Annotated in this window: 23 protein-coding genes and 1 pseudogene; 3 read left to right on the top strand and 21 right to left on the bottom strand. The window is 59.9% G+C overall.

Annotated features, from left to right (window positions below; genetic code table 11):
* Positions 1–277: 277 nt before the first annotated feature.
* Positions 278–475 carry a heavy-metal-associated domain-containing protein gene (locus HHL15_RS25005; RefSeq protein WP_169148508.1) on the bottom strand — a complete coding sequence of 66 codons (198 nt, stop codon included), beginning with the start codon at positions 473–475 and terminating at the stop codon, positions 278–280.
* 253 nt (positions 476–728) lie between these two features.
* Here HHL15_RS25005 and HHL15_RS25000 point away from each other — a divergent pair, with 253 nt between their 5' ends.
* The gene (locus tag HHL15_RS25000) at positions 729–1103 is read left to right on the top strand and encodes a hypothetical protein (RefSeq protein ID WP_169148490.1); all 375 of its coding nucleotides are present in this window, start codon (positions 729–731) and stop codon (positions 1101–1103) included.
* A 134-nt stretch (positions 1104–1237) separates the two neighbouring features.
* On the opposite strand, the gene merA is transcribed toward HHL15_RS25000, so the two are convergent.
* The 4 genes from merA to merT form a co-directional block, all read right to left on the bottom strand.
* Positions 1238–2923 (bottom strand): mercury(II) reductase, encoded by a 1686-nt coding sequence (gene merA / locus HHL15_RS24990; protein WP_169148507.1) that lies wholly within the window; start codon positions 2921–2923, stop codon positions 1238–1240.
* Between the two features lie 68 nt (positions 2924–2991).
* Entirely contained in the window at positions 2992–3168 is a 177-nt protein-coding gene (locus HHL15_RS24985) for a MerC family mercury resistance protein (protein ID WP_456243189.1), read from the bottom strand.
* Positions 3169–3244: 76 nt separating this feature from the next.
* Positions 3245–3520: a mercury resistance system periplasmic binding protein MerP gene (merP, locus tag HHL15_RS24980; protein WP_169148506.1), complete on the bottom strand. Its 276-nt coding sequence runs from the start codon at positions 3518–3520 to the stop codon at positions 3245–3247.
* Positions 3521–3535: 15 nt separating this feature from the next.
* Positions 3536–3886, bottom strand: coding sequence for a mercuric ion transporter MerT (gene merT / locus HHL15_RS24975; protein WP_169148505.1), 351 nt, complete (start codon positions 3884–3886; stop codon positions 3536–3538).
* 71 nt (positions 3887–3957) lie between these two features.
* On the opposite strand from merT, the gene merR reads away from it, so the two are divergent.
* Both merR and copK read left to right on the top strand, forming a co-directional pair.
* Positions 3958–4377 (top strand): Hg(II)-responsive transcriptional regulator, encoded by a 420-nt coding sequence (merR, locus tag HHL15_RS24970; RefSeq protein ID WP_169148504.1) that lies wholly within the window; start codon positions 3958–3960, stop codon positions 4375–4377.
* A gap of 303 nt (positions 4378–4680) precedes the next feature.
* Positions 4681–4968, top strand: a complete 288-nt coding sequence (gene copK, locus HHL15_RS24965; RefSeq protein WP_169148503.1) for a periplasmic Cu(I)/Cu(II)-binding protein CopK — start codon at positions 4681–4683, stop codon at positions 4966–4968.
* A gap of 110 nt (positions 4969–5078) precedes the next feature.
* Here the strand turns inward: copK and HHL15_RS24960 are convergent, their stop codons facing one another.
* From HHL15_RS24960 to HHL15_RS24890, 16 genes and pseudogenes are all read right to left on the bottom strand, one after another.
* Positions 5079–6344 carry a type II restriction endonuclease gene (locus tag HHL15_RS24960; RefSeq protein WP_169148502.1) on the bottom strand — a complete coding sequence of 422 codons (1266 nt, stop codon included), beginning with the start codon at positions 6342–6344 and terminating at the stop codon, positions 5079–5081.
* Between the two features lie 97 nt (positions 6345–6441).
* The gene (locus tag HHL15_RS24955) at positions 6442–7737 is read right to left on the bottom strand and encodes an HD-GYP domain-containing protein (protein ID WP_169148501.1); all 1296 of its coding nucleotides are present in this window, start codon (positions 7735–7737) and stop codon (positions 6442–6444) included.
* 9 nt (positions 7738–7746) lie between these two features.
* Positions 7747–8157 carry a flagellar basal body rod protein FlgB gene (gene flgB / locus HHL15_RS24950; protein ID WP_328825094.1) on the bottom strand — a complete coding sequence of 137 codons (411 nt, stop codon included), beginning with the start codon at positions 8155–8157 and terminating at the stop codon, positions 7747–7749.
* Positions 8158–8424: 267 nt separating this feature from the next.
* On the bottom strand, positions 8425–8673 hold the full coding sequence (locus tag HHL15_RS24945) for a hypothetical protein (RefSeq protein ID WP_169148500.1): 249 nt from the start codon (positions 8671–8673) through the stop codon (positions 8425–8427).
* 46 nt (positions 8674–8719) lie between these two features.
* Complete coding sequence (locus tag HHL15_RS24940; protein WP_169148499.1) at positions 8720–8965, bottom strand: hypothetical protein; 246 nt, start codon at positions 8963–8965, stop codon at positions 8720–8722.
* A 141-nt stretch (positions 8966–9106) separates the two neighbouring features.
* Positions 9107–9397: a hypothetical protein gene (locus HHL15_RS24935; protein ID WP_169148498.1), complete on the bottom strand. Its 291-nt coding sequence runs from the start codon at positions 9395–9397 to the stop codon at positions 9107–9109.
* Between the two features lie 55 nt (positions 9398–9452).
* A complete protein-coding gene (locus HHL15_RS24930; RefSeq protein WP_169148497.1) occupies positions 9453–9803 on the bottom strand; it encodes a hypothetical protein in 351 nt (116 codons plus the stop codon).
* Positions 9804–9895: 92 nt separating this feature from the next.
* Positions 9896–12268 (bottom strand): heavy metal translocating P-type ATPase, encoded by a 2373-nt coding sequence (locus HHL15_RS24925; protein WP_169148496.1) that lies wholly within the window; start codon positions 12266–12268, stop codon positions 9896–9898.
* A gap of 47 nt (positions 12269–12315) precedes the next feature.
* Positions 12316–12960, bottom strand: a complete 645-nt coding sequence (locus HHL15_RS24920; RefSeq protein WP_169148495.1) for a methyltransferase family protein — start codon at positions 12958–12960, stop codon at positions 12316–12318.
* Positions 12947–13213: a DUF2933 domain-containing protein gene (locus HHL15_RS24915; RefSeq protein WP_169148494.1), complete on the bottom strand. Its 267-nt coding sequence runs from the start codon at positions 13211–13213 to the stop codon at positions 12947–12949. Before HHL15_RS24915 ends, HHL15_RS24920 begins: the two co-directional genes overlap by 14 nt.
* A 431-nt stretch (positions 13214–13644) precedes the next feature.
* Complete coding sequence (locus HHL15_RS24910; protein WP_206198967.1) at positions 13645–14700, bottom strand: glycosyltransferase; 1056 nt, start codon at positions 14698–14700, stop codon at positions 13645–13647.
* 210 nt (positions 14701–14910) lie between these two features.
* Positions 14911–15258, bottom strand: coding sequence for a c-type cytochrome (locus tag HHL15_RS24905; RefSeq protein WP_235943664.1), 348 nt, complete (start codon positions 15256–15258; stop codon positions 14911–14913).
* A 35-nt stretch (positions 15259–15293) separates the two neighbouring features.
* Positions 15294–18428: an efflux RND transporter permease subunit gene (locus HHL15_RS24900; protein ID WP_169148492.1), complete on the bottom strand. Its 3135-nt coding sequence runs from the start codon at positions 18426–18428 to the stop codon at positions 15294–15296.
* A 13-nt stretch (positions 18429–18441) separates the two neighbouring features.
* Complete coding sequence (locus HHL15_RS26970) at positions 18442–18882, bottom strand: copper-binding protein (protein ID WP_328825093.1); 441 nt, start codon at positions 18880–18882, stop codon at positions 18442–18444.
* 3 nt (positions 18883–18885) lie between these two features.
* A pseudogene (locus HHL15_RS26965) lies at positions 18886–19754 on the bottom strand (efflux RND transporter periplasmic adaptor subunit); the annotation flags it as partial.
* Between the two features lie 218 nt (positions 19755–19972).
* Positions 19973–20178: TolC family protein (locus HHL15_RS24890; protein ID WP_169148491.1), on the bottom strand; the 206-nt coding region annotated here is incomplete at its 5' end.

Below are 20178 nucleotides of genomic sequence, written 5' to 3'. Positions count from 1 at the left end.
ACAGCAGCGCGGTGGCCAGATCAAAGATCAAGACCCGGGAGAAAGCGAGGCGGACATCGGGCGCGGCCGAGGATGCTGAACCCTTCTGACGGCGCCCCGGTGCGCCCTCCGCTCCGGGCTCCGCCCTGCGCGGAGGGCGCACCGCCAACACACACCTCGCCATCGACGTGGAAGGAGCTTCCCAGGAAGGGAAAAACCGATAGACTTATCCACAGCAGCCTGAATGACGGGCGGCTATCGTCCCTGGTCAAAATTCAACCGGTACACCTGGTCAGTTTTAAACCGGTACGGACAGGTCAACGACCGAATCGGACTCCAGCAACGCCGATTCGGTGGGGAAACTGACGGTGGCCTTGGAAATGCCGGGCAGGCGAGCCAGCTGCTTTTCTACGCGGGCAGCGCAACTGCTGCAGGTCATGCCCTCAATACCGATCGATAGCGCCTGGCGGGGCAGCGTGACAGTGGAAGAACTCATGATGCAACTCCTGTTGAGGTGACAGGAGCAGGCTAGACCTTGCCATCATGGGAAGGTCAACGGCGTTGGAGCCCTTTTTTCACTTTGTGATCGGGACGGTGGTGGGAGCGACCATCCTCTGGAAGTCTGGACGAGGCTCCTGTTCCTGACATGCAGGTGACGCAATTGTCACCCCCATGTTCGGGTCTCGTAAGGGTCGGTAGCGCATGCTTCAACTGCAGGCTCACTCATGACCGAACCAAAGGAGAAAATCATGAAACTCATTTCCACCATATTTGCCGCGCTGCTGCTCGCTGCCGGCGCTGCCCATGCAGATATCAACGACAAGGACAATCACGTTGAAGGCGTTGGCGGACACACCCTCAACGAACTGCAAAAGCAAGGCAAACCCACGGCTGCCGATGTGAAGAAGGAACGCGATCTGCAGAAGAACTGGGATCGGGAGAAGGACAACCACATGGAGGGGGTTGGCGGTCACGCACTCCATGAAGCCAAGAAGATGCCGCCGGCGACAAAGGAAAGCCAGGCCAAAAAGCGCGAAGCCGAAAAGACCTTGGACCGGGGTAAGGACAACCACGAAGAGGGTGTGGGCGGACACGGCCTCTACGAAGCGACCAAGGGCAAGTAGGGGTCGTCTCAGAAAACGGAAAGTAAAGCACGCTAATCCGCGCAGCAGATAGTCGCGCACGTTATGCATGCTCACCCCGACATCAAGGGCCAGTCGAGACACCGTATAGGCGTTCATCGAACGCCTACTTTTTCTCACCCGGCGCAGCAGGAAAGCTGCTTCACATCCTTGTTGAAGGTCTGCGCCGCGAGCTTCAGCCCCTCGACCATCGTTAGGTAGGGGAACAACTGGTCGGCCAGTTCCTGTACCGTCATGCGGCTACGAATTGCCAGGGCGGCCGTCTGGATCAGTTCACCTGCTTCCGGCGCGATCGCCTGCACGCCGATCAAGCGCCCGCTGCCGGCGTCGGCTACCAGCTTGATAAAGCCGCGCGTGTCAAAGTTGGCAAGCGCACGCGGCACGTTGTCCAGCGTGAGCAGTCGGCTGTCGGTCTCGATGCCGTCGCGGTGCGCTTCCGCTTCGCTGTAGCCCACGGTCGCCACTTGTGGATCGGTGAACACCACGGCCGGTATCGCGGTCAGGTCTAGGGCCGCGTCTCCGCCCGTCATGTTGATTGCGGCACGGGTGCCGGCCGCTGCCGCCACATAGACGAACTGAGGTTGGTCGGTGCAGTCGCCGGCCGCGTAGATGTTCGGGTTGCTCGTGCGCATGCCCTTATCGATGACAATGGCACCTTGCACATTGACTGTGACTCCCGCCGCATCCAGCGTCAGGCTGCACGTGTTCGGTGCGCGGCCGGTGGCGATCAGCAGCTTGTCGGCAACAACGAGGCCATGTCCGGTGGTGAGCACGAATCCGCCGTCCGCATGGGCGACATGGCTCGCTTGCGTGTGCTCCCGCACCTCTATGCCCTCGGCACGGAAAGCGGCAGTCATGGCCTTGCCGATGGCCGGGTCCTCCCGGAAGAGCAAGGTGCTGCGCGCCAGGATCATCACTTTGCTGCCCAGCCGGGCAAAGGCTTGCGCCAGTTCCAGCGCCACTACCGACGAGCCGATCACGGCCAGGCGTTCGGGAATGGCGTCGCTGAGCAAGGCCTCGGTAGAAGTCCAGTAGGGTGACTCTTTCAGGCCTGGAATCGACGGCACGGCCGGACTGGCCCCCGTGGCGACCAGGCAGCGGTCGAACGTCACGACACACTCACCACCCTGGTTCAAACGGACGACAAGACTCTGGTCGTCCTTGAAACGCGCTTCACCACGTAGAACGTTGATGGCTGAATTGCCGTCCATGATGCCTTCGTACTTGGCATGCCGAAGTTCTTCTACGCGAGCCTGCTGCTGGGTCAGTAGTTTGCTGCGGTCAATCACAGGTGCAGTTGCTGCGATACCGCTGTCAAAGGGGCTTTCTCGACGCAAATGGGCGATGTGGGCGGCACGAATCATGATTTTGGACGGCACGCAGCCCACATTGACGCAAGTGCCACCGATGGTGCCACGTTCGATCAGGGTCACGCGTGCGCCTTGTTCAACGGCCTTCAGCGCCGCCGCCATGGCGGCTCCGCCGCTACCGATCACGGCGACATGCAGTGTATTGTCATCGCCGCTCGCCTTGTGGCCGCTGCCCAGCCACCCGCGCATCTCGTCGAGCGACCCGCCGGACTTCGAAACGGGTGGGGCATCGGCAAGCGTGGCCTGGTAGCCGAGTCTTGCTACGGCAGTGGTTAGCGCATCCAATGACGTGCCCGGCTCGATGGTGAGTTGCGCTGTGCCCTTCGGATAGGACACCAGCGCCGAGTGCACGCCGGGTACTTTTTCCAGCACTTCCTTGACGTGCGCAGCGCACGATTCGCAGGTCATGCCGGTGATTTTTAGATGGGGCATGCAACAACTCCTATTTATTCATGTTAGCTACGGCCTCGACTGTTATCCACACTGGGGAGGCTGCGGTGCTATCGCCGATGACTCAGCCAGCCCAGTGAATTCGCCAGCAAAGCCACGACTGCGAACAGCGGCAGCAACTTGGAGATGAACAACCCTTCGCATTCTTGTAGAAAGTCCAGCCCGATGGCCGCACCCAAGCTGGTGAGGGCTACAAAACAGGTGGTGCGCCCCCTCCGCCGAAACAACGCAGCCAAGCGCGCCAGCTTTGTCGGCAATGCGTGTGATCAGTCCCATGACTGTCCCAGGTTCGAGTTCATCGGCTCACTGCTTGACGCTGGACGGATAGCCCGTGTCTCCGGTTGCCTTGGTCAGCTTTTGCACGCTGGTCTTGGCATCATCGAACGTGACAACCGCTTCGCGTGTCTTGAAGGTCACGTCAACCTTGCTGACACCTTCGATCTTGGAAATCGCTTTCTTGACGGTGATGGGGCAGGCGGAGCAGGTCATGCCCGGTACGGACAGCGTAACGGTCTGGGTGGCGGCCCACACGGGGGTAACGGCGGAGGCGAGGGCCAGGGAGGCGAGCTTTTTTTTCATGAAGAACTTCTGTAATTAATAGAAAAATGGCATGACGTAAGGAAATCCGAGCGCGACAACAACCAGTGCGGCCACGATCCAGAAGAAGAGCTTGTAGGTAGTTTGTACTTTGGGGATCGCACAAACCTCACCTGGTTTGCAGGCGGCTGCCTGCTGGTAGATGCGCCGCCAAGCGAAGAACAGCGCCACCAAAGCTGCGCTGATGAAGATCGGGCGATACGGCTCCAGCACTGTCAGGCTACCGATCCATGCCCCGCTGAATCCCAAGGCGACCAGAACCAGCGGGCCGAGGCAACAGGTAGAGGCGAGGCTGGCGGCCAGCCCTCCAGCAAAGAGCGCACCGCGCCCGTTTTGAGGTTCAGACATGCGTCTGTCCTTTTGGATTCAAAAGTGATCGAGTAACCTTACTTCCGTAGTCATGTACGGAGTCAAGCGATATGGAAAATAATTTGGAGAAGCTGACTATTGGCGTTTTTGCCAAGGCGGCCGGGGTCAACGTGGAGACCATCCGCTTCTATCAGCGCAAGGGTTTGTTGCCGGAGCCGGCCAAGCCCCATGGCAGCATCCGCCGCTATGGTGAGGCGGATGTAACGCGGGTGCGGTTCGTGAAATCAGCTCAGCGGTTGGGCTTCAGCCTGGAGGAGATCGCCGAGCTGCTGCGGCTGGAAGATGGTGCCCATTGCGAGGAGGCTAGCAGTCTGGCCGAGCACAAGCTAAAGGACGTGCGCGAGAAAATGGCTAGCCTGGCGCGCATGGAGGCCGTGCTGTCTGAACTGGTGTGCGCCTGCCATGCACGGAAAGGGAACGTTTCCTGTCCGCTGATTGCGTCTCTACATGGAAAGAAAAGAACGTCGTAGTGGCGCCGTGACGTAGCTCGGCAGCTACGCCTTAGCGTGCCTTATTCTCCGAGTTCTGAGGCGCCCCCAAGTAGCCCCCACGAAACTCGCTTGTGGATCCGACGCGACCGCATTCGCGCTTCTTGCTCGTGCCCTGACACTCAGTCGGGATTGCCAACAGCTACGTTTCATCCAGCAATAAAGCAGCCCGACAATATAACCGCCCGATGACAAAACTGTCATCGGGCGGTTTGGCTCCCGTAAGGAGCCACCGTCCATCATACAAGTGCAGGACCACCTGCACACAACCTGAAGGAGAGAGAAATGCTGAAGAAAATGCTGGTCGTGGCCGCGCTGAGCATCCTGGGTACAACGGGCGCATTCGCTTCTGATGAGGCACGTGCCGCGGCAAGAGAGGTCATCGAGCTGAAGGATGGCTCGACGGTTTATATCTTCAAGGACGGAAAAATGGCCATGGAAGACAAGTATGGCCGTGCGACTCGTATGAAGAAAGAAACCGTCATGGAAACCAAGGATGGCCGGAAGATCATCATGCATGGCGATGAGGTCATGCGGCTTGACTCGCTACTACGACATGGTGACGGTAGCTAGTTGCCCGTTCGTACATGAGGTATAGCGGAGCCCCCGATGTTCGCTGAAGCGGCTTGGGGGCTCACGGGATTCGTTGCTGATTACGAACATGTGCTCGTATCGACGCGAATTCAGAACATTCTGGCGATCGCCTCCACAGGCTTGATACCAGCCCCGAAACGGGCGATGGCTTCCCGGTGCTGTCGTAGCTCTCCATACGGCAGATAGCGGATGTTGAGTTCCCTCACCTGTGAGAAGGCCGGCCTCAGCACCTGCTGCCGGACATCAGCCTCTCGTTCATCGGGGGCGACGAGGAATAGATAATGGCGCTTGGCCGCACCGCCGGACAAAGCCAGATCCAGCAGCCGCACGATGCCGGAGTAAATCGAGGTTGTATGTTCGACTTCGAAAGCCGCCACCACTGCACCGGATTCTCGTTCCAGCCAGATCACATCGATGAGCCGCACCGCGTCAGCCCCTTCATTTTGCAAGGCCAGGGGTAAGACCGTGAGGCACCCATCGGCGAGGCGCCCTCCGTTATAGGGCCGACTCTGGTCGTTGCTGGCGATCCACACCGAGAACCCCAGGGCCAGCCCCAGATCTCTCAGCCACCCTTGCACTTCGGTATGCCCCTCGTCGGAAACCCGATTCTTGTCGAGTTGCTTGGCAAAGGCGGCGGTTTCCTCCCGGACTGCGGCCAGATCCTTGGCCCAGGCATCGGTTGCCTTGGCATCTCCCTCGGCGGGCGGCAAGGGATAGCGCTCCATGCCCAGATCGAACATGAGCCCGGCAACCGCGCCCAGATCATTGGACAGAAGATCCCGGTGGCGCTGATTGAACTCGATGAGTCCCTGCCGCATCGCAAGGTAATGATCCCAACGCCCAAGCTTGACGGCAGCGCCGGTCAACGCGTTGTAGCCTTTGACGATGGCGGTATTGAACGGGACGACGATCGTCGGGTGAATGAAGTAAAGCAGGTTGGCCGCGGCGGGGCCGAGGCCTTTGATGCTCTTGGCTTCGAGCGTGCGGATCGCCTGGAGCACGTCGGCCTCCTTGGTGCAGCAGTCGCACGCATGCAGCAGCCGTCCAAAGGCGCGTTGATTGTCCCGGTCTTCGTAGATGTCCGGAATCCGCAGTTTGGGCTTCCACAGGAACGCATGATCGGCCCCCTTGAAGATCTGACGCTGCTCGGCAATCGAGGCCACGACCGTTTGGAGGGACGATCCTCGATAGACGTTGCCGAACGAGCCTTCGTCGATCTCCTTGATGACCTGGCCGATTCCACGCCGGATTGAGCGGAAGTTCTTCAGTCGTTCGGGCCACAAGAACCAGGACTGGTAGGTTCCATTCGGGTCTTGCTTCCAGCGATCAATCAAGAGACGGGTAGTTTCAGACATGCAGATGGAAGGCAGAACAGGTAGTCGATCAGGGTATCACCAACCGAAGGCTCGACGGGACTCGCACCTACCGAACACGTCCTGCACCTGGCGTGAACTACACAACCGGCGGCAAGACACCCAGCTTGAAGTAGCGCAACAACGCCTCATGGAGACGTTGTCGTAGTTCGTTCGGATCTGCCCGCGTGATCGTGACGTACAGCGCAGGGGCGATATCCATGAACGCAGTCGCGATGCGCGGATCAAAGTGACTTCCGGATTCACGCACGATGATCTGCATAGCCTCGTCGAGCCCCATCGGCGACTTGTAGGAGCGCTCGGAAGTGAGCGCGTCGAACACGTCCACGACGGCGAAGATCCGGGCGATCAGGGGAATTCCCTCGCCGCGCAAACCATCGGGGTAACCTTTTCCGTCCAGACGTTCGTGGTGGTGCCGGATGATCACGGCAGCCTCCTGCAACCAGGGGTTTCCGGTGACGATCTCAGTACCTAGGACCGGATGCGTCTGCATGACCAGGAGTTCGGCGGGCGTCAGCGAGCCCCCCTTCAGGAGGATGCTGTCGGGAATCCCGATCTTGCCCACGTCGTGCAGAAAGGCACCGGCAACCAGGTGCGAGATATCTTCCGCCGAGACCCCCAGTGCTTCAGCCAAACCAATCGCGTAGAGCGTGACTCGATAGTTGTGGGCATCGGTACCGGAATCCTTCTTGGCCACGGCGTTTCCCAGGGAGCGGATCAGCGACAGGTTGGAGTCCAGCAAGGAACGGGACAAGTCCGTTGAGCGCCGCAGCAAAGCCAGCATCAGGGGATATAGAACCAGCGCTGTCGCCACCACGGCGCCAATAGCGGTAAGCGCCCCCGTGCGAACCTGGTCCCGTTGAGCCTGGAGAGTTTCCGCATCGAGCCGGCTGAGGGTCCTCACATATCCGACAAGACGCCCATCGCTACCGGAGATCGGGACAACGACGTGGATCAGATGCTCGGAACCCACTTCGATCCAGGTGCGGTGGATCTGGTGCCCCTCGGGACGTTTCAAGGTTTGGGCACGAAGCACGTCTATCAGCGAAACGGTGCTACTCCCCCAGTTCTCGTAAACCGGACTGCCATCACGATCAAAGACCTGTAGCCCGACAAAACGACTCTTGTCCAGCAAGCGCTCCAGTTCGTCATGACCGTCAGGCCGGCCAGCGCCAACGATCACCTGCATCGCAGGCGTGGCGAAATGGCGGGCGCTGCCGGTGGCCTGCTCCAGTGCGGCCTGTTCCGCCCGGTAGGTTTCAACGAAATAAGCAACGCCACCGGCAACCAGCGCAACAACGGTCGCAGCCAACCCAAGCCTGATGGCCAGCATCCCGTGCAGCTGGCCAGAAGTTTCTGGCAACAGGCGGCTCATGTCAGCTTTTCACTTCAGGCTCTGGAGCATTTCGATTTCGTGTTTGAAGTGCCCACTCACCCGATCCATTGAGAACTTGAGCATCAGCGTGTTCTCCGCGAACTTGGCCCGTTCGACATCCATTTCGACGGTGTTCCCATCGACACTGCCTTGGCTCGGAACATGGTATTTCAGGGGGATGGGAGGCGGGGTGCCGGTGCTTTGTCCTGGCAAGTGCCCTGCTGAGGTCGTGGTCAGGGATACTGGAGGCACATTCGTCGCCGCCTGGGCGTTACGTAGCGCGTCCTGGAAATCGATGTCGACGGCCTTGTAGCCGGGGGTATCGGCGTTGGCGATATTTGACGCGATGATTTGCTGACGATAGGCCCTCAAGCCCAAGGCGAGTTGCTGAAAATCATGGCTCGGGTGCCCTGATCCCACCAATGGGATGTGACGGGGTTGGAAGACATCCCCCAAAGAGGGCCGTGTATCGCGTTGTGCTGAACTCTGCGGTGCGCCCCCCGTACTGGATGCTGGACTGGGCGTCCCCGACGGGGCCGTACTGGTCGTTCTGCTCATGACCTGTGAAAGAGCGCCGGCAAAGGAAGAGGTGCCACTTGCCGAAACGGTGTGACCACTGTGCCCAGCGTCCGAGGTCGGCTGAACCGGCCCAAGGCTTCCAATTCCGGCAACGAGGGGCATGGCAACTTACTCCTGTTCGTTCATGATCTGGATGGCCTTCACCGGATCGATCGGTCCGGTCTCGTGCCATTTGCTACTGAGTTTTGAAGCAGGCGCCTTGTCCATGCAGCCGTGGTTGCACTCCACGACCCAGCGCTTCATCAACACCGCCTGGCAAAAGGAAAAGGCGATGGCCTCGGGCTTGCAGCCGACGGTCTCAGCCAGAAGGCGGCAAGAACAACGGCTCCCGTGTTCATCGTGGGTTGGGGTTTTCATGGTCAAAACACCGAGGCCCCTTCAAGGGGCCTCTGAATGACTGCGCTTACTTCATGTCCCGCTGGTGGTTGTGACGCTTTGCATCCTTGGCCGGAGCAGCCTTGTCTGTCTTGGCCTCAGGCGCTGGGAGCCCCGTCTTTTCCGTCATGTGGGAATGGGGCTTCACCTTCTTCGGCGTCGTCTTTTCGGTTTGCTCGGCGGGTGCCTTGTCGGCATCCGCAGCCTGAGCGCCAAAAGACAGAGCCGCAACGGTGGCAATCAGTGCGGTCGAGAGAAAAGAATTGACTTTCATGACAGCTTCTCCAAAAAGGGTATCCAGAAGATTCGAGATGCCGGCGGGCGGGTCCGACAAGGCCAGTTTGTGCTTCTGGAACCGTCAGAGACATGACCCGGTGATTACATTCCTGTCAGATTTCTCCTGACCGCTACGCGGCTAGCGCTTAGGAAGTGCCGCCAGGAATGCCTTCTGAAATTCCAGCGTGCACGAAAGCAGTGCCGACCAGTGGTCCACCGCAATCCGGCCACTTGCCGCGGTGAAACCCGCAACGTCTCCCAGCAACAACGCTTTGGGGTCGTGGTCAGCCTGATGCACCCACTTCTGCATCGTCTCGGTGGTCAATGTCGTCACCTGCTCACCGTAGGTGAAGCCCAGACGGCAGAGTCCGGCCGCTACGTCGAGATTGGCCTGAAGACGCGCTCTCAGGTCTTCGTTCGCTTCTTGCATGATGTTCCTCTGTCCAGGCCGAACCGCACGAGACTCACGCCGGCTCGGCAATGACTTATTTGCCAAGACTCTCCGCCAGGTCGCGATGCCCCTTTTCCAGTGCCCGGGCCTCTTGGGCCGCTTCCTTGAGCTTGGTCTTCAGATTGCTGCAGTGGGCCGCCCACAAACCCGCATCACCTCTCGGACGGCCAGAGTAAGAGGCCACCATTTTTTCGTGTTGCTTGGCTTCCGTCTCGTAACTCACGGCCTTCTTGGCAAAGTAGTCGGCGATACGTTGGTGGTCAGCCGCAGTTGAAGCACTGGAAATGGCCTCCGGGATCTCTGCAACGGGGGGCGTTGATGAACAAGCACCCAAGGTCAGGATCAGTGCTACGCCAGCAAGTGTCACACCCAAATTGCGTTTCATGATGTTGCCTCCTTGTGAGTTCGCACGCTCAGTGTGCGATCTGGCGACTGACAAAGGGGTGACGCAACCATTACATCCCTATCCTTGAAATGTCAGGAAGTCTGTTTGCCTGTCTCTGCCTTCCTGAGGCGCAGTGCATTGCCGACCACGCTGGCCGACGAAAAACTCATCGCCAGGGCGGCAATCATCGGCGAGAGAACCAGTCCATATGCCGGATAGAGGGCGCCGGCGGCAATCGGGACTCCGAGGACGTTGTAGAGAAACGCGAAGGCCAGGTTCTGCCTCATGTTGCGGACCGTGGCGACCGACAGCGCACGGGCACGGGCAATGCCTCTCAGATCGCCTTTGACGAGGGTCAGCTGCGCACTGTTCATGGCTACATCGGTCCCGGTTCCCATGGCGATGCCGACATCGGCCTTGGCGAGGGCCGGTGCGTCGTTGATGCCGTCGCCGGCCATTGCCACGACGTGTCCTTCGCGCTGAAATTTTTCCACGAGAGCAAGTTTGTCGGCCGGCTTGACCTCTCCGTAGACCTCATCGATACCAAGCCGCTGCCCCACAGCACGTGCGGTGGTAAAACCATCGCCGGTCGCCATCACTACGCGCAGCCCGGCCGCCCGCAGGCTCGCCAAGGCTTCCTGCGTACTCGCCTTAATCGGATCGGAAACAGCCAGCAGGCCGAGAAGCTGCCCATCACGGGCAAGATGAATCACGCTGGCGCCGCTCTGGCGGAGTACTTCCGCACGCCCTGCAAGTTCGGTAGACGATTCAAGCGTGATGCCCTCCTGCGCCATCAGCGTCACGTTACCAAGTGCCAGGCGCCGGCCTCCTACCGTACCGTGAACGCCGATGCCGCTCGCCGACTCGAACTGCTCGACCTTGTCGAGACTCATCCCCCGCTCACGCGCAGCACGCACAATGGCATCGGCCAGCGGATGTTCACTACCCTGGTCAAGACTGGCGGCGAGCCGCAGAATCTCGTCCTCGCTGTTGCCTTGCAAGGCGACGGCCCGTTCGAACGCGGGACGCCCTTCGGTCAGGGTGCCGGTCTTGTCCACGATCAGCGTGTCGATTCGGCGCAGATCCTCGATTGCGGCCGCATCCCGAAAGAGGATGCCCTGCGTGGCGGCCTTGCCGGTCGCCACCATGATCGACATCGGGGTTGCCAGCCCGAGGGCGCAGGGACAGGCAATGATCAACACCGAGACCGCGCTGATTAGTCCGAAGACCCAACCCTGATCGCCTCCAGACAGCCCCCAGGCAAAGAAGCTGGCGAGGGCAACGGTGACTACCGCGACGACAAAATACCCGGCCACCACGTCGGCCAGACGCTGCATCGGTGCCCTGGAGCGCTGGGCCTGGGCGACCATCTGCACGATCTGCGCAAGCATGGTTTGAGCGCCAACTTTCTCGGAGCGGATGACGAGGCTGCCCGAGGTGTTCATCGTTGCGCCGATCACCTTGTCCGGCGCCCGCTTGCTGACCGGCAAGGGTTCGCCGGTCAGCATCGACTCATCGACCGAACTGCTTCCTTCGACCACCGCACCGTCCACCGGCACTTTCTCGCCGGGCCGGACGCGCAGGAGATCGTCGACATGGACATGGTTGAGCGGAACATCCTCTTCACTGCCATCGGCCAGGATCCGCCGTGCGGTCTTCGGTGCCAGGCCCAGCAGCGACTTGATTGCCGCCGAGGTCTGCGAACGGGCATGTAACTCCAGCATCTGGCCCAGCAGCGTCAGCGAAATGATGACGGCCGCCGCTTCAAAATAGACGCCGATCCGGCCATGTGCCATGAACGACAATGGAAACAAGCCAGGTGCCAGCGTCGCGACGACGCTATAAAGGAAAGCCGCGCCCGTACCCAGGCTGATCAGCGTCCACATGTTGGGACTGCGATGGACCACCGACTGCGCGCCCCGAACAAAGAAGGGCCAGCCAGCCCACAAAACGACGGGCACGCTCAGGACCAGTTCCACGCCACTGCGAAGGGTCGGCGACAGACCGCCGAGCAGATGGCCTGCCATGGCCAGGAACACCACCACAACGGTAAACGGCAAACTGAACCAGAAACGCCGACGGAAATCCCGGTATTCGCTGTTGTCGTCTTCGGTCGCCAGATCAGGCAGGACCGGTTCGAGCGCCATCCCGCATTTCGGGCAGTCTCCCGGACCGATCTGCCGGATCTCCGGATGCATCGGGCAGGTGTATTCGGTGCCGGGATCGGTGACGGCGGGCTTTGCAGGCTGCAAGTACCCACGCGGGCCTGCATCAAATTTGGTCTTGCATTTGCTGCTGCAGAAGCGGTAAGTCACGCCTTCCCACTCACTTTGAAAAGTCGATTCCGGCTTCACCGTCATTCCGCAGACCGGGTCTGTCGCGCTTCCTGGTGCGGCCTGCCCAGAAGAGGACGGAACGTGATGATGGGCAGGGTCGTGCACGTGTCCGGACGCTGGGGATGTCATGACAACTCCTTTTTGTCTCGACCTTGATCGTTACCCGGCCTTCAAGGTTACGTCGGGTGGCTGCCCCACTTTGGCCACCACCCGGGCGTTCTGAGCAGGTAGTCGCGGTATTCCTCGCCGAATGCGTCCAGTGCCCGTCTTTCTTCCCGTCTCGCCAGGCGGATGTAAGTCATAAGCAAGATAGGAAACAGGGTGAGCGTGACCAGGGTCGGCCACTGCAGCAGGAAGCCGATCATGATGAGAATGAAGGCGGCGTACTGGGGATGACGGATTCGGGCGTAAGGGCCCGTCGAGGCCAGCGTCTGCGCTTTCTGCGCGGCATAGAGCACTGGCCAGGCATCAGCGAGGAGCCAGAAACCGCCGAGGATGAAGAGACTGGACAGGAGGTGGAAAGGGCCGAAATGGGGATTGGCCTTCCAGCCGAAAATCATTTCGGGCAGATGCCCCGCGTCATGGGAAAGCCAGTTGATGCCCGGAAAGTGCTCCGACAACCAGCCCGAGAGCAGATAGATGGTCAGCGGAAAGCCATACATCTCCGTGAACAGGGCGACGACAAAAGCCGAGAACATGCCCAACGTTCGCCAGTCCTGCTTGCTCTGCGGCTTGAAGTAACTGGCGGCAAACAGGATGAAGAAGATCGAGTTGATGGCGACGAGCGTCCACAACCCATAATCACCGTTACTGGCGTCCATGGCCGTCTCCTCCTTCACCGGTATCGCGGTCATGCGACTTGTGAGCACCCTGATGACCATGCATGAAACGGTGCATCAGGGGGCAAGCCAGCAGAAACAGGTAGGGCAAAACACCAAACAGATGCGCGCGGTGTTCCGTCAGCAGGTAGAACAGGGCGATGGCGGCAAACACCCACCACACCCACTTGCCGCGCCGGAAATGGTGGGAATGACCATCAGTTCCAGTTTGGGATGGCTCACGAGAATCGATCATCACGGCCTCCTACCTTGCAAGACAAGAATCAGCGCGGCGTCGGTGGACGGCTACAGCATGCCCTGGTGCCGGCGTGGGCCGCATTTTCCAGTTCGTTGTGCTCGAAGAATCGCCACAGGCTGCGCCGCAGTGCATGCAGGCCACAGCCTTTATTTCGGCTTCGATCTGGAAAAGGAAAATCTGTCGCAGGCTATAGCCGACACGGCTGATATGTGCGAGTAATCAACCGGTCGCGCCTCTTGAGTAGTTTAGTGTGAGTGCCCCGAGTGGACGTGCCCTGCGCTGTCATCAGGGGCAAAGCCAGAGCTTGCGCACGCACCCAAGACTAGCAGCATCGCCGCAGCCATGGCGATTGCGACTTTCTTCATCAACACCTCCTGTCTTTGCGTTAAGTTGACAACAAAATCTGCGCTTATCTCCTGCGGTCTGAATCAAGAAGGACGCGAAGCCAAAACCTTTTGGTATAGAGCAAGGTTTGAATCGACCATTTTTTCAACAGAGAAGCTCTCCCGGACAATATCCTGCCCCAGGCGCCCCATCATAGAACGCCTTCCTGGATTGGAGAGCAACTCTTCTATAGCCTGCGCTAGCGTCTTTGAGTCTCCAGGGGGGACAACAAGACCCGTTATTTCGTGCTGAACCATCTCTGGCATGCCACCTACACTCGTGGTGACAACAGGAATGCCGCTTGCCATCGCCTGCAGGCCGACATTGGCAAACCCCTCTCGAAGCGCTGGATGGACTAGCAGATCACTGGCACGGAGAATTGTGGAGATGTCAGAGCGAAAACCCATGAATTGAACACACCCATCAAGATTAAGCTTATGAACCTGAGCTTCAAGTCTAGAACGAACGGCTCCGCTTCCTACAATCAAGACACGGATGTCCTTGAATTTATTCCTTAACGAAGGAAGTGCATCCAGCAGGACATGGTGCCCTTTCCGAGCAATAAGCTGTCCGATGACACACAACAGCGGAGATGCAGGCAATACACCCAGGATTCTCCGAGCCTCCCATTTACTCAAGGCCGAGTCATATGCGCTTGCATCAACCGCGCTATGAATCACTGTTATTTTATCGGAAGGAAAACCAGCCTCCTTCATTACACTTGAAATTCCGTCAGATACGCAAACTATTGCCTTCGGGATTTTTCCAATACAGAAGCCGTTCAAAACTCCCGCTGAAATAGGATTATCCACACGCCGGGTAGTGATTACATTTGGATGTCCAGCCCACTTTGCGGCCAGGGCTCCCAAGATGTCTGCGCCTCGTCGGCTGTGTAAATGTACGATATCGGGCTTTGCCGAGCGGATGATCCTGCCCAGCTTCAAGACCAGTGTTAAGTCGTGATCGCCTCGATAGCGCACTCCTTGAACATCAAGCCCCTCTCGCGTCGCCGCACGATAAAGCTCACCGTCGTCAGGACAGACAAGGAGAGCAGGCACTCCACGCTCCTCTAAGCCATGGACAAGGTGCTTGGTTTGCATTGCCCCACCGAGGAGATGTCGCCCCGTTTCCAAGTGTAAAGTTCTGATTGTCATGTCAATTGTCTCTCTGCTGTTTCCGCATACAACGCGGAGCGATCAGTTTGAGACCCTCTGACTGACAATCAGGTGAGGCTCGAATTACATTTCAGACATCGTTAAGACAGGAAGCTCTCCCTGTTTTTTCACTTTCAATCGTACTTTTACCCTTGCTTATTCGATAACAGCCTTCTGCTGCTCGCGACGAATGTAGGCGATTATGTGTGCCACGCTGTCTGGCGTAACGAGTGGAATTGGAGGCATGTCCCCAAATTGCCAATGGTGGGAACGAACGCCATTCTTTACTGCAATCTGAAATGCCATGTCAGAGTGATGGGATGCAAGGTAGATGCGATGAAGGAACGGAGGTCCCTTCGCGGTCCCCTTCAGATCTGCGCCATGACACGCAGCACACTGGCTATTGAAAAGTGACTTCCCAGCTTGTGCGTCTGGTTTAAGCCCAGGACTGTGTTTTGGTATTTCCCATCCCTGCCCACTAACAGAGATGCTGCTCACTGTCATAACAACTAGAACGAGTTTCTTTATGTAACTCATGCTTATTGCTCAATTCCTCGGTTCAAACGCCATTGCTTGACCAATGCGTAGATCGCCGGGATCACCGCCAGGGTCAGCACCGTCGAGGAGATCATTCCGCCGACCATCGGCGCGGCGATGCGGCTCATCACCTCGGAACCGGTGCCCGTCCCCCACATGATCGGCAAGAGGCCCGCCATGATGGCGACGACGGTCATCATCTTCGGCCGCACGCGCTCGACAGCGCCCTCCATCACGGCTGCGTAGAGATCACTGACGTTCGGACTGCGGCCACTCTCGCGGCACGTCGCCTTCACGGCTTCCCAGGCATGGTCGAGATAGATCAGCATCACCACGCCGGTTTCCGCCGCCACGCCGGCCAGGGCGATGAAGCCCACCGCCACGGCCACCGACAGGTTGTAGCCGAGCAGCCACATCAGCCACACCCCGCCGACCAGCGCGAAAGGCACGGACAACATGACGATCAGCGTTTCGGTGATGCGCCGGAAGTTCAGATAGAGCAGCAGGAAGATGGTCAGCAACGTGATCGGGATGACAACCTTCATCTTCTCGATGGCGCGCTCCATGAACTCGAACTGACCGCTCCAAGTGACGTAGTAACCCGGCGGGAACTTGATCTGCTCGGCGACCGCCTTCTTCGCATCGGCCACGTAACCACCGATGTCCCGATCGCGGATGTCCACGAAAATATAGGCCGACAACAAGGCGTTCTCCGTGCGGATGCCCGGGGTGCCTTTCTCCACCTTGACCTTCGCCAACTGCCCCAGCGGCACCATCGTCCCCCCCATGGTCGGCACCAGCACTTCACGGGCGATCTGCTGTGGGTCGGAGCGCAGCTCACGCGGGTAGCGTACCGTCACCCCGAAGCGCTCACGGCCTTCAACGGTGGTGGTGACCATCTCGCCACCCAGCGCGCTGCCGATGACGTCCTGCAGGTCGCCGACGGCCAGGCCGTAGCGGGCCAGCTGTTCCCGGTCTGGTTCGATGTTGAGGTAGAAGCCACCAGTGATGCGCTCGGCAAAGGCACTGGTGGTGCCCGGCACCGTTTTGACGACCGCCTCGATCTCCTTGGCCAGTTTCTCCATTTCACCAAGATCCTTGCCGAAGACCTTGATGCCGATCGGCGTGCGGATGCCGGTGGACAGCATGTCGGTGCGGGCCTTGATGGGCATCGTCCAGGCATTGGCGACGCCGGGGAACTGCAGCGCCTTGTCCATTTCTGAGATGAGCTTGTCGGTCGTCATGCCCGGCCGCCATTCGGCTTGTGGCTTGAGGTTGATGACGGTCTCGAACATCTCGGTCGGTGCCGGGTCGGTGGCCGTATTGGCACGGCCGGCTTTGCCAAAGACCGATTCGACTTCAGGGAAGCTCTTGATGATCTTGTCCTGGGTCTGCATCAGCTCGGCGGCCTTGGTGATCGACATACCCGGCAGGGAGGCCGGCATGTAGAGCAAAGTGCCTTCGTTCAAGGTCGGCATGAACTCGGAGCCCAGGCGGGAGGCGGGATAGACCGATACGGCCAGGGCGATCACCGCGAGGACGATGGTCATCTTCTTCCAGCGCATCACCGTGGCGATGATCGGCCGATACACCCAGATCAGCACCCGGTTCACCGGGTTCTTCGCCTCCGGCATGATCTTGCCTCGAATGAACAGCAGCATCAGCACCGGCACCAGGGTGACCGACAGAATCGCTGCGCCGGCCATCGAGAAGGTCTTGGTGTAGGCCAGCGGGGAGAACAGCCGGCCTTCCTGACCTTCCAGTGTGAACACTGGCAAAAAGGAGACGGTGATGATCAGCAGCGAGAAGAACAGCGCCGGCCCCACTTCCTTGCAGGCGGCCAGCATCGCTTCCAGGCGCTCTGCCGCCGAATGCCCGTCCGGCAGACGTTCCAGATGCTTGTGGGCGTTCTCGATCATCACGATGGCCGCATCGATCATCGCCCCGATCGCGATGGCGATGCCCCCCAGGCTCATCAGGTTGGAGTTCATACCCAAGAGGCGCATCGCGATGAAGGCCATCAGCACACCCACCGGCAGCATCAGGATCGCCACCAGGGCGCTGCGTACGTGGAGAAGGAAGACCACGCAGACCAGCGCCACAATGATCGATTCTTCGATCAGCGTGCCCTTGAGGGTCTCGATGGCCCGGTGGATCAGCTCGGAGCGGTCGTAGACCGTCTGTACGGTCACACCTTCCGGCAGGCCGGGGCCGATCTCGGCGATCTTGCCCTTCAGGTTATGGATGACTTCCAGCGCATTCTGACCATAGCGGGCCATCGCGATGCCGGCCACCACTTCGCCTTCGCCGTTGAGTTCGGTGAGCCCCCGACGCTCGTCGGGTGCCAGCTCGACCCGTGCGATGTCGCGGATCAGCACCGGCGTGCCCTTGTCGGCCTTGACCACCAAGCGTTCGATATCGTCCTTGCCGCGCAGGTAGCCCTTGCCGCGCACCATGTACTCGGTCTCGGCCATTTCCACCACGCGGCCACCTACATCCCGATTGGAGTCGCGGATCACCTGGGCGATCTTCATCAGCGGAATGCCATAGGCGCGCAGTTTCACCGGATCGACAGTGACCTGATAGGTCTGCACGAAGCCACCAATCGAAGCGACTTCCGCCACGCCATGGGCCTTGGCCAGCTGATAGCGCAGATACCAGTCCTGGATCGTGCGCAGTTCGGCGAGGGTCTTGTCCTTGGCCAGCAGCGCGTACTGATACACCCAGCCGACGCCGGTGGCGTCCGGCCCGATCTGTGGTGTCACCCCCTTCGGCATGCGACCGGAAGCGAAGTTGAGGTACTCCAGCACCCGCGAGCGGGCCCAGTAGATGTCGGTGCCGTCCTCGAAAATGATGTAGACGAAGGATGCCCCGAAGAACGAAAAGCCGCGCACCACCTTGGACTTGGGCACCGACAGCATCGCCGTGGTCAGCGGATAAGTGACTTGGTCCTCGACCACCTGTGGTGCCTGCCCCGGGTATTCGGTGTAGACGATGACCTGCACGTCGGAGAGATCGGGTAGCGCGTCGATGGGCGTACGCAGTACCGCGAACACCCCGGCGGCGAGAATGAACAGCGTGGCGAGCAGAACCAGGAAGCGGTTCCGGCCCGACCAGTCGATGATTTTGGCCAGCATGATGGATCCTGTGTCAGTGGCCTGCGTGAGGATTGGCAGCCGGCGCCGACGTGGCTGCTTTGCCGGCGGGGGCCGCCGAGGTGATCACCCATTCGCCGGGCTGGCGCTCGACGAACTCGACCTCCACCTTGAGGCCCGGCTTCAAGGCCTGCAGCAGTGACGGATTGGCCACCTTGAACTCCATGGTCATCGCCGGCCACTTGAGGCTGGCGACAGGGCCGTGATTCAGGCTGACCGTCCCGTCCTTGGCATCGACACTGTCCACCGTCCCTTCGGCCCGGTGTCCAGCCGCCTGGGGCGTCGGCGCAGGCTTCTCGCTGTCCTTGCCGGGCTTCGGTGCACCGCCATGGCCCGAATGCCCAAACCCGCCGACCGCGGCTTTCAGGTTGCTTTCCGCATCGATCAGGAAGTTGGCGGCAACGACGACCTTTTCGCCGGCCTTAACGCCATCCATCACTTCGATATGGTTCTCGCTACGCCCACCCAGCTTCACGTCCCGCGGCTCGAAGCGCCCTTCGCCGTGCGCGATGAGGACGATCTGGCGAGTGCCGCTGTCGATGACTGCCGAATTCGGCACGGTCACGACCTGTCCCTTGCCTCCTACCGGCACCTCCACCTGGGCGAACATCGCGGGCTTCAGGAGCTGGTCGGGATTGGCCAGTTCAACCCGAACCGGCACCGTCCGCGTTTCCGCATTGAGGGTCGGATAAACATAGGTCACGCGGCCCTCGAAGACCTTGTCCGGGTAGGCATTGATGCGCACCTTCGCCACGGCCCCCGTACGCACCTGAGCGATGTCCTGTTCGAACACGTCGGCGACAACCCACACCGATGACAGGTCGGCCACCTGATACAGGGTGTCGCCCGGCATGAAGCGCATCCCCTGTAGCGCTTTCTTTTCAGTGATGACGCCCGAAACCGGGGAACGGAAGGTCAGCGTGCGCTTGGATGCACCGGATTTTGCCAACGCACGGATCTGCTCCTCGGAGATGTCCCAGTTCCTGAGACGCAGCAAACTCGATTCGGCTGGGCGGAGACCAGTTCCGGGCTGTACACCTCGAAGAGCGGCTGGCCCTTGGCGACCGGCTGGCCGGTGACGTTCACGTGCAGGCGCTCCACGTAGCCTTCGAACTTCGGGGAAATGGCAAAGCTGCGCCGCTCATCGATCTCGATCCGGCCGGCAGCGCGCACCTGCTTGTCGAGGGCGCGCAGTTCCGCTGCCTCGGTACGCACGCCAAGCTTTTGCACTTTCTCGGTACTGATCTTGATCGAGTTGGCTGCCGGGGGCTCGTCCGCCTCCCCTTCGTAGACCGGGACGTAGTCCATCCCCATCGGATCCTTCTTGGGCATCGGCGAGGTGTCCGGCAAGCCCATCGGGTTGCGGTAGTAGAGGAGCTTGCGCTCCTTTTTCATGCCTTCAACAGATGTCGTCGCAACAGCCACAGAGGGCTCCGGGTGGCCGGCCACCGGCCGCTGGCCCAGCCAGTAGCCACCACCGGCAGCCAGGGCGACCGAGAGGCCGATCACAATACCTGCGCCTGTTTTCATAGATCTTCTCCGAGGATTCGTTCGATTTCTGCAAGACGTAGCTGGGCTTCCGCCTGGGCCTTGATGCGGCCCTGCCGGGCCTGGCGAATCTGCCGCTGGGCGTCGAGCAGCGTCGCAAAATCCACCTTGCCGGTTTCGTAACCGGCCAGCGCGGCCTTGAAAGTCAGTTCGGACTGCGGCAACAGGCTGGTTGCGGCAAGGG

The sequence above is a fragment of the Zoogloea dura genome (assembly GCF_012927165.1).
Classification (GTDB): Bacteria; Pseudomonadota; Gammaproteobacteria; order Burkholderiales; family Rhodocyclaceae; genus Zoogloea; species Zoogloea dura.
This window is presented reverse-complemented; position numbering and strand designations above follow the sequence as displayed.